Consider the following 12,840-nt stretch of genomic DNA (forward strand, 5'->3'; position numbering starts at 1 on the left):
GGATAAATCGAAGGGCGCTCTTTATACAGCATAGACAGGCAAAGATCAAGAAACCTGATCTCAGAATCAGCTCATGTATGAATTTTGATAGCGGCCAATTATAGAGATCTAGGCGGCAAAGGGAAAGCAAAAACTGCATTTAAATTGCACTAAAGCCGTTTATTTTTGCGCTTTGCTCTGCGTGTCATCTAAACGCTTTCTGCTCGCAGTGTGAACTAAGGAACGAACAACAAATAACGGGAAGCATTTAGAGCAGCCCCTGCTCGGCAAAAGACACACATTGGCTGCCCCCTACGACCAGATGATCCAACACCCGAATATCCACCAGCGCCAAGCCCTGAGTCAGTTTATGGGTGATCAACTTATCCGCCTGGCTGGGCTCTGCCACGCCGCTGGGGTGGTTGTGAGCGAGGATCACCGCAGCGGCATTGTGCTTAAGCGCCGCCTTTACCACCTCGCGCGGGTAGACAGATGCCGCATCTATGGTGCCCTGAAACAAGACTTCCCTGGAGATTAAACGGTGTTGCGCATCTAAAAACAGCACCAAAAACTGCTCCCGCTGCTGAGTTTTGAGCTCAAGCAGTAAAAAGTCACGCACCGCTTGCGGTGAATCAAACAGGGTGTCGCGCTCTAAGGCGCTGAGCAAATGCCGTCGTGCCAGCTCGATGGCCGCCTGTAATTGCACATACTTGGCGGTGCCCATACCGCGCCAGCTGCAAAACTCATCATGACCGGCGCTCAACAAGGGCGTAAGCCCCTGGCTATGGCCCAGCACCTGTTGTGCCAGCTCCACGGCATTGGCGCCGGGTACGCCGGTGCGAAAGAAAATGGCCAGTAATTCGGCATCGGATAGACTGGCGGCGCCTTGTGCAAGCAGCTTCTCGCGCGGCCTTTGAGCATGGGGGATATCGGTGATACGCATAAGCACTCCTTGCTTCGCTAATTGCTAAACTATAGTGCAAGGGCCCGACATCTGGTATCTTTTACCCCAGTTTAGGGCGTTAACCCTTTTAAATATCAACTGAATTATTGTTCGCTATGCAAAACAAAAAAGTGGTCCTTGGGATCAGCGGCGGCATCGCCGCCTACAAATGTGCCGAGTTAACACGACGCCTCAAAGAGCGCGGTTGCGAGGTTAAAGTGGTGATGACCGACAGTGCCAAACACTTTATCACCCCACTGACCATGCAGGCAGTATCCGGTGAAATGGTGTCGGACTCCCTGCTAGACCCTCAGGCCGAAGCAGCCATGGGCCATATCGAATTCGCCAAATGGGCGGATCTGATTTTAGTCGCCCCGGCAACGGCGAACATTATTGCCAAAATGGCCGCCGGCATTGCCGATGATCTCCTCACCACCTTGTTGCTGGCCACCGATGCCGAGGTCGCCATCGCCCCGGCGATGAATCAACAAATGTATGCCCATCCGGCAACCAAAGCGAATTTAGCCACCCTGGCCCAACGCGGCGTCGCCATTTGGGGCCCGGGCAGCGGTGAGCAAGCCTGTGGCGATGTGGGTGCAGGACGTATGCTTGAGCCGATGGAATTGGTTGAGCTGATCTGTGCTCCTATACACGAGCCGGTGTTGGCGGGCAAAACCGTCACCATCACAGCTGGGCCGACCCGCGAGCCGCTCGATCCGGTACGTTATATTTCCAATCACAGCTCGGGGAAGATGGGTTATGCCCTGGCCGAAGCGGCACTGGCCCTGGGTGCTAAGGTGAATTTGATCTCCGGTCCTGTAAGTCTGACTCCACCGGCGCAATGCCAGGTGTATAGCGTGCAAAGTGCCTTAGAGATGCACCAGCAAGCGCTGGCCTTGGCGCCGCAATCCGATATTTTTATTGGTTGTGCCGCGGTGGCGGATTATCGCGCCGCCGATATCGCCGCGCAAAAAATGAAGAAGCAAGGGGATGAGCTTACCCTGACGCTGGTAAAAAACCCGGACATCATTGCCGACGTAGCCGCCTTAACAAAACAGCGCCCATTTACCGTTGGCTTTGCCGCTGAAACTCAGGACGTGGCCAACTATGCCAAGGGCAAATTGCGCAATAAAAACCTGGATATGATCTGCGCCAACGACGTGGCAAAACAGGGACAAGGGTTTAATAGCGACAGCAATGCCCTGACCTTGTTTAGCGCCGACAGCGAACTAAGCCTGCCATTAACCGACAAGCGTAAGTTAGCGCTCACTGTCATGGAAAATATTGCAGCAAAGTTGATTTAAAGCATGCAAAAGACTGGAAAGGGATTTCAGAAAGCATTAATATGGCGTTCATAATAAAGGTCGAAGACCACTAAAGAGCTTTAAAAAGGAACGCCATGGCTGCCACACGCCGTACCAATCGCAAAGAGCAAATTCTCCAATCACTTGCGCAAATGTTAGAGACCAGCCCGGGTCAACGTATTACCACCGCCAAACTGGCAGCTGAGGTGGGCGTATCGGAAGCGGCGCTGTATCGTCACTTTCCGAGCAAGGCACGCATGTTCGAGGGCTTGATCGAGTTTATCGAAGACACCTTGCTATCGCGCATCAACATCATCCTGGAAAACGAAAAAGAAACGCAAAGCCGCGTGTATAACATGCTGATACTGGTGTTGGCCTTTGCCGAGAAAAATCCGGGTATTACCCGCATCCTTACCGGCGACGCCCTGCAAGGTGAAAACGAGCGTCTGCGCGAACGCATTCAAAGCCTGTTTGAAAAGCTGGAAACCCAGTTTAAACAGGTGCTGCGCGAACGTAAGCTTCGTGAAGGAAAGGCTTTTGCCAGCGATGAAGGCACGCTAGCCAACCTGTTTCTCGCCTATGTAGAAGGTAAGATGAACCAGTTTGTGCGCTCTAACTTCACCGCCAAGCCCAGCGCCCAATTTGAGAAGCAGTGGCAAGAACTGCAAAAAATCTGGCTTTAACTCGTTTTTCCAGCGCTGACCGTGGTCAAAGGCCAGCGCTGCATTTCGATTAAGCGCGACTGGGTACGCGCAAATTCAAACGCTAAGCGCTCGCCCTGGTATAAGCTAGTCAGCTCTCCTTGAGCGGCAATGACAATCAACTTACCCGTGTCGTAGAACTCATCCACCAGCGCGATAAACCTTCTTGCCTCATCATCAAGTCGAGCCAGGCTAACCCGTTCGCGCTCGCGTATGTATCCTTCTTCTATCCCTTGGGCGGTTAAGTGCTGCAGTTTTTCTAATCCCATCATGGGCACATTATCCACATAGAGCACATCAAAACGCTGAGCTAATACCATATAATCGGCACTCGAACGCCCAAGCCCACACAGTTCAAAGAAGTCGATACAAGCGGCGTACTCACCTATGGCTTGAAAACGAACGGCACGATTGTGGATCAATAAAGACTGGCTTTGGGCTGGCTGATTTTGCTCTGTGCTAAAGCGGTTTAAAAGGCGCTCCGGCTGATACTCAATAAAATGCCGAAAACCTTTAAACCCGTGCAAGCGATAATCTTGCTCGCCGCTGACATCACACAGCTGGCAGTGTGATTCAAGCAGCGCTATGGTAGGCTCAAAGCGCGCGCGCTGCAGACCATTTCGATACAACTGCTGTGGATGACAATTACTGGTTGCCACCAGGACCACCCCCTCAGCAAACAAGGCTTCAAAGAGGCGCGCCATGATCATGGCATCGCCAATATCGCTGACAAAGAATTCATCAAAGCAGAGTAAACGCGTGTTTTTCGCGTAGTCCTTCGCCAGTTGTCGCATTGGATTTTTAGTCCCTTGCAGTGCCCGCAAACGCTCATGCACCCAGGCCATAAAGTGATGAAAATGCAGACGTTGTTTATTTACTATCGCTACATGCTTATAAAATAAATCCATCAGCATAGACTTGCCGCGCCCCACCGGGCCATACAAGTACAGGCCATGGACTGAGCGCTTTTTCTGCCAAAAAAAGCGATGTCTTGCCTTCTCGCTCTCCAACTCAGCAGCCAACTTAGCCAGCGCCTCGATAGCACGTAACTGCACAGGATCGGCAAGGATCTGTTTATTGCCAATAAGCTGGTTGTATTGGTCGAGGATTTTACTCAAGGTGGCTGTTTTCACCGTGTTGCATGGGCTATACTCGCGCCATTGTAACCAAGTTTAAGCCCGTCCCCAATGAAGTTTCCCTGCCGATTAGACAAGTTTATTAGCAACCTAGCGGAAATCCCGCGCACTCACGCCAAAGCCGCCATTAAGAAAAAGCGTGTCACCGTCAACGGAGAAGTCACAAGGCAGCTTGATCAATCAGTGACTGAACAAGATGAAATTATGCTCGATGGTGAGATTCTCACCTATCAAGGGATACGCTACTTTATGCTCAATAAGCCGGAAGGTTATGTGTGCGCCAACAGCGATGAGCTCCATGCCACCGTGTTTGAGCTGCTTGATGAGCCCAACCTGAATGAATTGCATATCGCCGGACGCTTAGACATAGATACCACGGGTCTGGTTTTGATCAGCAATGATGGCCAGTGGAGCCACCAGATCACCAGCCCGAAAAAGCAAAAATTCAAAACCTATCTGGTTGAGCTGGCCGAGCCACTTTCAGAGCAAGCGGTTAGTGAACTTGAGCAAGGAGTGCAGCTTCATGGTGAGCGCGACCTTACCCTACCCGCCAAGGTGGAAGTGCTGGCGCCGTACCAAATTCGCCTGCATATAGTTGAAGGCAAATACCATCAGGTTAAACGCATGCTGGCCGCGGTTGGTAACAAGGTGGTGACCTTGCACCGCGAAGCCATTGCCGGCATTGAGCTTGACCCGGCTCTCGCCCCGGGTGAGTATCGTCCCCTGAGCGAAGAGGAAATCGCGCTCTAGCGCCTATTCTCCGGTAGATAAGTCCATTGCACTGGTGTGCGGTTCACCTATAGTAAGAGGTATGTACCGATTAAGCCTATGAGTAGCAATGGAAATCATTCACCACGGAGCGGTCAATGGCGTTACCGGCTCTTGTCACCAGCTTAAGATAAGCGAGAGCGAGTCCTTATTGATCGACTGCGGCCTGTTTCAAGGACTTGAAGCACGCCAGGATCTTGGCATTGAGTTTGATATCAGCGCGGTACGGGCTCTGTTGGTAACCCACTGCCATATAGACCATGTGGGTCGCATTCCCTATTTGCTTGCCGCTGGATTCACCGGGCCTATTTACGCCTCCGAAGCCACCGCCGCCCTGCTCCCTTTGGTCATCGAAGATGCCCTAAAACTAGGCGTTACCGAGGACGAGCAGCTGGTTGCTACCTGCTTACGATTAATTCGCCAGCAATTGGTGCCTCTGCCCTTTAAGCATTGGCAAACGCTGGATAAATTTAGCACGGCAGTACGTTTTCGCCTGCAACGGGCCGGGCATATTCTTGGCTCCGCCTATATCGAAATCGATGTAGGCCAAGGAAAGCAGGCGCAACGTGTGGTTTTTTCGGGAGACTTGGGCGCACCCTATACGCCCTTACTTCCGGCGCCTAAACCGCCCTATAAGGCCGATACTCTGGTGATTGAATCCACCTACGGCGATACCCTTCATCAAGGGCGTAAAACCCGCAGTAAACGACTTAAGGAAGTAATTGAAAAGGCGGTGCGCGATAACGGCGTAGTGCTTATTCCCGCCTTTAGCATAGGCCGTACTCAGGAGCTACTCTACGAGCTGGAGCAGATCATCCACAGTGCTCCTAAAAGGTCGTTTTGGCAGGACATTGAGGTGATCATCGACTCCCCCATGGCCGCTAATTTCACCAGCGAATACCGACGCTTTAAATCGCTGTGGGATCAAGAAGCCAAGGCGCGTGGCTAAGGGTCGTCACCCCCTGAACTTTGACCACCTGTATACCCTGGATAGCCACCAGGAACACGTACAAACCATTAACTACCTGAAGCAGAGGCAAAAACCGGCAATTGTGATTGCCGCCAGTGGCATGTGCAGCGGCGGGCGCATAGTAAATTATCTAGAAGCTTTTTTAGGGGATCCCCGCACCGACGTGATCTTTGTCGGCTATCAGGGCCTGGGAACGCCCGGACGAGATATTCAAAACTACGGTCCTCGGGGTGGTTATGTGGTGTTAAATAAGCAAAAGATTGATATTAAGGCGCAGATACACACCATTAGCGGTTACAGTGCCCATGCGGATCAGGCCAATTTAGTGCGCTTTGTCACTGGCATGACGAAGAAGCCAAGACATATCAAAATAGTGCATGGCGATACAGAGGCAAAGCAAGCGCTTGCGGATAAACTTAAAGAAAGCCTCAAAGGCGAAGTGAAGATAGAAATCGCGACCTAAGGCGTTGTAGGTCGGCCTTTAGGCCGACAAATATGCACATAGTTAGCTTTGTCGGCGCAGAGCACCGACCTACAAAGGGGGCGCAAATGCACGTTGTAGGTCGGCCTTCAGGCCGATAAATATGCACATAGTTAGCTTTGTCGGCGCAGAGCACCGACCTACAAAGGGGGCGCAAATGCACGTTGTACGTCGGCCCTCAGGCCGACAAATATGCACATAGTTAGCTTTGTCGGCGCAGAGCACCGACCTACAGGTTATTACTCATAACCATTGGGGTTTTGGCTTTGCCAGCGCCAGGCGTCTTGCATCATTTGCATTAAGCCTCGCTCTGCCTGCCATCCCAGCTCATTCAAAGCTTTTTGCGCACTGGCATAACAGGTGGCGATATCGCCATCGCGACGAGGGGCAATATAATAGGGCACGGGTTGATCCGCCGCCTGTTCAAAAGCCTGCACCATTTCCAATACCGAGTAGCCGTTACCGGTACCCAGGTTATAGATATGCACACCGCTGTGATCAAGAAGCCAGTCCAGGGCTTTAAGGTGACCCAAGGCCAGGTCGACAACATGAATGTAATCGCGCACTCCGGTGCCGTCTTTGGTAGGGTAATCATCCCCAAATACCGCCAGTTTCTCCAGCTTACCTACGGCTACCTGAGAGATATAAGGCAAGAGGTTATTGGGAATGCCGTTAGGGTCTTCACCTATTTGCCCACTGTGGTGGGCGCCAACCGGGTTAAAGTAGCGCAAGATAGCAAAACGCCAACGAGGGTCGGACTTGGCTACATCTTCTAAAATCTGCTCCACCATCAATTTAGAGGTGCCATAAGGGTTGGTAGTGCCGCCTACCGGAGCGTTTTCATCTATGGGTAAGGTTTGCGGGTCGCCATAAACCGTAGCGGATGAGCTAAATACCAAAGAGAACACTTCGGCTTCGCGCATCGCTTCAATCAGGGTAAGCGACCCTTGGACATTATTTTGATAGTACATCACCGGCTTGCTCACCGACTCGCCCACAGCCTTAAGGCCTGCAAAATGGACCACGGCGGTGATATGATGATCGCTAAACACCTTATCCAAGGCCGATTTATCGCGAATATCACCCTGAATAAAGGTCACCGCCTTACCAGTAAGTGCCTCGACGCGACGCAGCGACTCCTGCGAGCTGTTGCTCAGATTATCAAAGACCAGCACTTCGCTGCCCTGTTCGAGCAATTCAAGCACCGTGTGCGAACCAATATAACCGGCTCCGCCGGTCACTAAAATTGTCATAATCTATCCCTGTCAAAAATTAGGCGTAAAAGCCTTTGTACCATTTAACCAACTGCTTCACACCGGAGGTAACATCAACCTGAGGACGATAGCCGGTTGCAGCAAAAAGGTCTTCGGTATCGGCATAGGTTTTATACACATCGCCTGGCTGCATTTCGCGGAAGTTTTTCACCGCTTCAATACCCAGCTCATCTTCAATGGCCTTAATAAAGTCCATTAAGTTAATCGGGCTGCCGTGGCCGATATTGTAAACCTTGTAAGGAGCCGAGCTAGTGGCCGGCGAGCCAGACTCAAGCTTCCAATCCGGGTTCGGCTCGGGCACCACATCGGCAATACGCACCACGCCTTCGACAATATCGTCGATATAGGTAAAATCGCGCCACATGTCACCATGGTTATTCACGTCTATGGTTTCGCCGTTAAGGATTTTCTTGGTGAAAATGTAGGGAGCCATATCCGGGCGACCCCAGGGGCCATACACGGTAAAGAGACGCAGCCCGGTAGTTGGCAACGCATATAAATGAGAATAGCTATGAGCCATTACTTCGTTGGACTTCTTGGTCGCCGCATAGAGGGAAACAGGATGATCAACCGAGTCTCTGGTAGAGAAAGGCGTGGTTTCATTTAAGCCATATACCGAGCTGGATGACGCATATACTAAGTGCCCAATCCGGTTATGACGACAGGCTTCCAAGATATTGAGATGACCAACCAGGTTACTCTCGGCATAAGCGTGCGGATTATCAATGGAATAACGCACACCGGCCTGGGCCGCTAAGTGAATAACGCGGTCAAACTTTTCCTGCTCGAAAAGGTGTACCAGCGCTTGTTGCTGAACAAGATCCAACTCAACAAAGTTAAAACGTTCATGCTTTATGTGTTCAAGGCGCGCCGTTTTTAGGGCAACATCATAATAATCATTGAGGTTATCTATACCAACAACCTCATGGCCCTGTGCCAATAGCTTGCCACTTACTGCGGCACCGATAAAACCCGCGGCGCCCGTTACTAAATATTTCATAGAAAACCTTTAGTCACTGCCAAACAAGTCGCGAGTATACACCCTGTCCGCGACATCGCTCAATTCATCTGTCATACGATTGGAGATTATGACATCAGAGCACTGCTTGAGTTCCTCTAGCGAGGTGGTGACCTTATGACCTGTCCCCCAAAATTAACACCATGACTTTGTGGAGATTTCCAATAAACTGGAGACAATGGAGATCTCAAAATGAAAAAACGTTACGCAGAAGAACAAATTATCGAGCAATCAAACATCGTGAAGCTGGCGCTAAAGTTGATGATATTTGCCGAGAGATGGATATATCGGCAGGCACTTTTTATAACTTGCGCAGTAAATATGAGGGCCTGGAAGTAAATGAAGCGAAGCGCTTAAAATAGCTTGAATCAGAGAACAATAAGCTCAAACGCTTGTGGGCTGAGAAGATGCTTGAAGTTGAAGCTATGAAGGATGTGCTCTCAAAAAAGTGGTGAAGCCTTCGGATAAGAAACGGATCGCTCGCCACCTCATCGAGCTATTTAACCTCAGTGAACGAGCAGCATGCCAACTATCAGGGGTTAGCCGAACCGCATTTCGATATAGCCCAAGAGCGATGGCTGATAACACACTAAGAGAGCAACTAAAGCGCTTAGCTACTGAATACCCTTGTTATGGTTATTTGATGCTTCACGGCCTGTTAAAAGCAAAAGGCTTAATGAGGAATAAAAAGCAGACATATCGAATTTATACTGAAGAAGGACTTCAAGTTCGCACCAAAAAGCGAAAGAAAATACAGCGGCCAAGACTACCTTTGGAAGTACCATCAAAGCCGAATCAACGCTATTCTATAGATTTTTTGTTTCAGATCAGCTAGCCAATGGTCGACGCTTAAGAACGCTTAATGTGGTTGGTGATTATTCACGAGAAATGATCGGGCAACTCGTGTGTGTGTCAATTGGTGGCAGACAGGTCGCTCGATTTTTATCTGAGATGATAGTGTAACCCCCCCTAATTAGTTGCATCCGTAATTAGAGTTTTCAACCAGTTCATTCTTCGCTAAAAAGCACACTTGAACAAGCTGCATAGCTAAAACCTGCCGACCATTTCGTTTTTTCAATGGGTTATAGCTATTTGTAGTAAACCGAGTCGGTATAAAGAAAATTTGAACAACCGTGTTAACTCCACTTAAGAGCAATCTACACGCATCCCGCTCTTTGTTACTTGCCACATAACATAGAATAACTATGCTGCACATCTCATATCAAGAACAGAATGCATGTGGATTGAATATATAGCAAACGGCAACGTAGAAATTTTAACGTTGTGCACTATCTGCAAGATCTGCTTTTAAAGAGCCTCTATACGATGTTCGTTCTTTCGATAAAACACCAAAGTGTCGACCTGCTTCTCTTGCACCGCTTTCAAGATAGGCACTGCCCCCTCTTCTACACTCATAATATTTGGGTTTTGAATGAGTAAGCCATTACGAATTTTGGTCTCAATGGCTCCAGGGCACATTACAGTTACGGAATAACCGTCTTTGTGCATGCCCCTTGAAAGCGTCACCACGCCAGCCTTTGCTGCACAATACGAGGTCCAGTCTTTGTAACTATTAAATGCCGCTGTAGACGCCACATTGACCAAGTGAACGTCTTTGTTAGCGCGCACAGCTTCACGACTCACCAAATAAGTGCCAATGAGGTTGGCTTCAATATCACGAATCCACAAAATAGGATCCGATTCAGCAACCACACTTGAGTACAAGGTCCCAGCGTTGTTGATCACCGCATCATATCGTTTGCCTGTAAAGAAAGTATTGACTTGCTGGATTGAGGCAACATCAAGTTCTTGACGCGTTGGCGCATCCACCAAATGCCCTAGCTCACGCAGCTTCACCGCTACATATTTAGCTAAGTCACCACCGCCCCCTGTGATTAAAATATTCATGACTTGGGCTCTGGGATAGGGTGATCGTCGCTTGGCTTAATCAACTTCTTATACTGGTTGTAAATTTTCTTCTTAAGGTTTGTTGAGCTAACACCTTTACCATAAGGGAAATAGAAAACCTTTACACCTTGATCTTTTAAATAATCATACTTACCTTTCCAATCATCACCGATAACGAACACATCAATGTTTAAGTTTTTAACGGTTTCTTTATGGTCAAGTGTATGTTGGGGAATTACAACATCAGGTGCACGCAAACCTTCAATAATAGCAATGCGCTCCTCAAACGGAACTGCTGGCGGGTTTTTGTATGAGCACACTAGTTCATCGGTACTCACACCAACGATCAGAGTGTCACCTAAGCCTAGACCGTATTCAATCATTTTTAAATGGTTACTATGGAACAAATCAAATGTTCCTGATACATAAACTACTGTATTACTCATTACAATATCCTTTTATATTACACAGCCCTGCATGCTGCCATCAAAAGATCGAAGTACTCTGTACCCAAGGACAAAAAGCAAGAACCGATTATCACAGCTGGAAACTAACGTTTAGTGAAAGTTACTAAGCCACACGGCGCCATTACTTTGGCAGGGTGTAAAGCACGGATAATACACCAAACAGTTTGACTCGCCCACCGCGAATAAAGCTAACGATGGCAAATATCAAGCTGGTAAAGAATCGAATTTGCCCATTTGAAATTTCAACGACTATAATTATCAAGGCGAGGAACTTTCAAAATATTGAAGTGCCCAACCCGGTTACTTGCGGCGTAAGCATTAAGTTCTCTATGGAATATCGGACGCCCACTTGCTCCGCCAGATGAATAACGCGGTCAAACTTTTCCTGCTCGAATAGTTGCGCCAGCGCCTGCTGCTGAGCAAGATCCAACTCAATAAAGGTAAACGTTCGTGCTTTATGTTCTCAAGGCGCGCCGTTTTTAGAGCCACATCATAATAATCATTGAGGTTATCTAAACCAACAACCTCATGGCCCTGTGCCAATAGCTTGCCACTTACTGCGGCACCGATAAAACCCGCAGCGCCCGTTACTAAATATTTCATAGAAAACCTTTAGTCGCTGCCAAACAAGTCGCGAGTATACACCCTGTCCGCGACATCGCTCAATTCATCTGTCATACGATTGGAGATTATGACATCAGAGCACTGTTTGAGTTCCTCAAGCGAGGTAGTGACCTTAGAATGGAAAAAGGTATCCGACTCGAGCGTAGGCTCATATATTAGCACTTCGATACCCTTGGCCTTAATACGCTTCATTACGCCCTGAATCGCCGACGCCCTAAAATTATCCGAGCCGGCCTTCATCACTAGGCGATACACACCTACAACCTTAGGTGCACGCTTAATGATTGAGTCGGCAATAAAATCCTTACGGGTAGTGTTGGCATCAACTATGGCGCGGATCATATTGTTAGGCACATCCTTATAGTTGGCCAACAACTGCTTGGTATCTTTTGGCAGGCAGTAACCACCGTAACCAAATGAAGGGTTATTGTAATGACTGCCGATACGCGGGTCTAAACCCACCCCTTCAATTACCTGACGGGCATCCAAACCGTGCGACTCGGCATAGCTGTCCAGCTCATTAAAATAGGCCACACGCATAGCAAGGTAAGTGTTGGAGAACAGCTTAATGGCTTCGGCTTCGGTGGAATTAGTCAACAACACATCCACATCGGGTTTTTCAGCACCTTGCTGTAACAAGGCCGCAAACTTAGCTGCGCGCTCACTTTGCTCACCAACAATAATACGCGATGGATATAGGTTATCGTGAAGCGCCTTGCCCTCACGCAGAAACTCAGGCGAGAAGAGGATATTATCAACGCCAAACCTTTCCTTGATGCTTTTGGTGTAACCCACGGGCACAGTTGATTTGATAACAATCAGCGCCGCTGGGTTGATATGTAGCACATCCTCAATCACCTTTTCCACGGTTTGAGTGTTAAAGTAATTGGTCTCTGGGTCATAGTCGGTGGGGGTTGCTATCACCACATACTCAGCTCCCTGCAGCGCCATTTCTTTATCCGTTGTGGCGACCAGGTTAAGCGGTTTTTTTTGCAAGAAATGACTGATTTCAGTGTCGACTATGGGCGATTCTTGATTATTCAGTAAAGCAACCTTGTTACTGTCTATATCCAGAGCTACCACTTCGTTGTGCTGCGCTAAAAGCACCGCATTAGACAGACCGACGTAGCCGGTACCAACAATAGTAATTTTCATAAAACCTATAAATCCTTCTCAAGGGCTGTCAACAAGAGGAACTGACAGCAACCTTGTTTACTTTAAAAACAAGAGACTTGTGTATTCTGGCTTAAAACTAAACAAAAACACC

Annotated in this window: 10 protein-coding genes and 3 pseudogenes; 5 read left to right on the plus strand and 8 right to left on the minus strand. The window is 48.9% G+C overall.

Going from position 1 to position 12,840, the window contains the following annotated elements:
- Nucleotides 1–247: 247 nt before the first annotated feature.
- Complete coding sequence (gene radC / locus C2M29_RS03720; RefSeq protein WP_105188450.1) at nucleotides 248–922, minus strand: RadC family protein; 675 nt, start codon at nucleotides 920–922, stop codon at nucleotides 248–250.
- Nucleotides 923–1,038: 116 nt separating this feature from the next.
- Between radC and coaBC the strand changes: the two genes are divergently transcribed.
- Together coaBC and slmA are read left to right on the plus strand one after the other, a co-directional pair.
- A complete protein-coding gene (gene coaBC, locus C2M29_RS03725; RefSeq protein WP_442792530.1) occupies nucleotides 1,039–2,226 on the plus strand; it encodes a bifunctional phosphopantothenoylcysteine decarboxylase/phosphopantothenate--cysteine ligase CoaBC in 1,188 nt (395 codons plus the stop codon).
- Between the two features lie 95 nt (nucleotides 2,227–2,321).
- Complete coding sequence (slmA, locus tag C2M29_RS03730; protein WP_105188452.1) at nucleotides 2,322–2,909, plus strand: nucleoid occlusion factor SlmA; 588 nt, start codon at nucleotides 2,322–2,324, stop codon at nucleotides 2,907–2,909.
- Here slmA and zapE read toward each other — a convergent pair.
- Nucleotides 2,906–4,060 carry a cell division protein ZapE gene (gene zapE / locus C2M29_RS03735; protein ID WP_233998343.1) on the minus strand — a complete coding sequence of 385 codons (1,155 nt, stop codon included), beginning with the start codon at nucleotides 4,058–4,060 and terminating at the stop codon, nucleotides 2,906–2,908. The genes slmA and zapE overlap by 4 nt on opposite strands.
- Before the next feature lie 54 nt (nucleotides 4,061–4,114).
- On the opposite strand from zapE, the gene rsuA reads away from it, so the two are divergent.
- Nucleotides 4,115–4,813 (plus strand): 16S rRNA pseudouridine(516) synthase RsuA, encoded by a 699-nt coding sequence (gene rsuA, locus C2M29_RS03740; protein WP_105188453.1) that lies wholly within the window; start codon nucleotides 4,115–4,117, stop codon nucleotides 4,811–4,813.
- Between the two features lie 88 nt (nucleotides 4,814–4,901).
- A pseudogene (locus tag C2M29_RS03745) lies at nucleotides 4,902–6,264 on the plus strand (MBL fold metallo-hydrolase RNA specificity domain-containing protein).
- A 257-nt stretch (nucleotides 6,265–6,521) separates the two neighbouring features.
- Here C2M29_RS03745 and galE read toward each other — a convergent pair.
- Nucleotides 6,522–7,535 carry a UDP-glucose 4-epimerase GalE gene (galE, locus tag C2M29_RS03750; RefSeq protein WP_105188454.1) on the minus strand — a complete coding sequence of 338 codons (1,014 nt, stop codon included), beginning with the start codon at nucleotides 7,533–7,535 and terminating at the stop codon, nucleotides 6,522–6,524.
- A 19-nt stretch (nucleotides 7,536–7,554) separates the two neighbouring features.
- Nucleotides 7,555–8,556, minus strand: a complete 1,002-nt coding sequence (locus tag C2M29_RS03755) for an NAD-dependent epimerase (RefSeq protein WP_105188455.1) — start codon at nucleotides 8,554–8,556, stop codon at nucleotides 7,555–7,557.
- A gap of 210 nt (nucleotides 8,557–8,766) precedes the next feature.
- On the opposite strand from C2M29_RS03755, the pseudogene C2M29_RS16675 reads away from it, so the two are divergent.
- A pseudogene (locus tag C2M29_RS16675) lies at nucleotides 8,767–9,531 on the plus strand (transposase); the annotation flags it as partial.
- Between the two features lie 351 nt (nucleotides 9,532–9,882).
- Here C2M29_RS16675 and C2M29_RS03770 read toward each other — a convergent pair.
- The 4 genes and pseudogenes from C2M29_RS03770 to C2M29_RS03785 all read right to left on the minus strand — a co-directional run bounded on the left by C2M29_RS03770 (nucleotide 9,883) and on the right by C2M29_RS03785 (nucleotide 12,728).
- Nucleotides 9,883–10,482 carry an SDR family NAD(P)-dependent oxidoreductase gene (locus tag C2M29_RS03770; RefSeq protein WP_105188458.1) on the minus strand — a complete coding sequence of 200 codons (600 nt, stop codon included), beginning with the start codon at nucleotides 10,480–10,482 and terminating at the stop codon, nucleotides 9,883–9,885.
- Nucleotides 10,479–10,928 carry an adenylyltransferase/cytidyltransferase family protein gene (locus C2M29_RS03775; protein WP_105188459.1) on the minus strand — a complete coding sequence of 150 codons (450 nt, stop codon included), beginning with the start codon at nucleotides 10,926–10,928 and terminating at the stop codon, nucleotides 10,479–10,481. Before C2M29_RS03775 ends, C2M29_RS03770 begins: the two co-directional genes overlap by 4 nt.
- 293 nt (nucleotides 10,929–11,221) lie before the next feature.
- Nucleotides 11,222–11,552 (minus strand): annotated as a pseudogene (locus C2M29_RS03780) (SDR family NAD(P)-dependent oxidoreductase); the annotation flags it as partial.
- Nucleotides 11,553–11,561: 9 nt separating this feature from the next.
- The gene (locus C2M29_RS03785) at nucleotides 11,562–12,728 is read right to left on the minus strand and encodes a nucleotide sugar dehydrogenase (protein ID WP_105188460.1); all 1,167 of its coding nucleotides are present in this window, start codon (nucleotides 12,726–12,728) and stop codon (nucleotides 11,562–11,564) included.
- Nucleotides 12,729–12,840: the final 112 nt, after the last annotated feature.

This window comes from Pseudoalteromonas sp. T1lg48 (assembly GCF_002964785.1).
Classification (GTDB): Bacteria; Pseudomonadota; Gammaproteobacteria; order Enterobacterales; family Alteromonadaceae; genus Pseudoalteromonas.

Coding starts and splice junctions, on each gene's coding strand:
- radC (WP_105188450.1), bottom strand. CDS start 922: ATGCGTATCACCGATATCCCCCATGCTCAAAGGCCGCGCGAGAAGCTG.
- coaBC (WP_442792530.1), top strand. CDS start 1,039: ATGCAAAACAAAAAAGTGGTCCTTGGGATCAGCGGCGGCATCGCCGCC.
- slmA (WP_105188452.1), top strand. CDS start 2,322: ATGGCTGCCACACGCCGTACCAATCGCAAAGAGCAAATTCTCCAATCA.
- rsuA (WP_105188453.1), top strand. CDS start 4,115: ATGAAGTTTCCCTGCCGATTAGACAAGTTTATTAGCAACCTAGCGGAA.
- galE (WP_105188454.1), bottom strand. CDS start 7,535: ATGACAATTTTAGTGACCGGCGGAGCCGGTTATATTGGTTCGCACACG.
- C2M29_RS03755 (WP_105188455.1), bottom strand. CDS start 8,556: ATGAAATATTTAGTAACGGGCGCCGCGGGTTTTATCGGTGCCGCAGTA.
- C2M29_RS03770 (WP_105188458.1), bottom strand. CDS start 10,482: ATGAATATTTTAATCACAGGGGGCGGTGGTGACTTAGCTAAATATGTA.
- C2M29_RS03775 (WP_105188459.1), bottom strand. CDS start 10,928: ATGAGTAATACAGTAGTTTATGTATCAGGAACATTTGATTTGTTCCAT.
- C2M29_RS03785 (WP_105188460.1), bottom strand. CDS start 12,728: ATGAAAATTACTATTGTTGGTACCGGCTACGTCGGTCTGTCTAATGCG.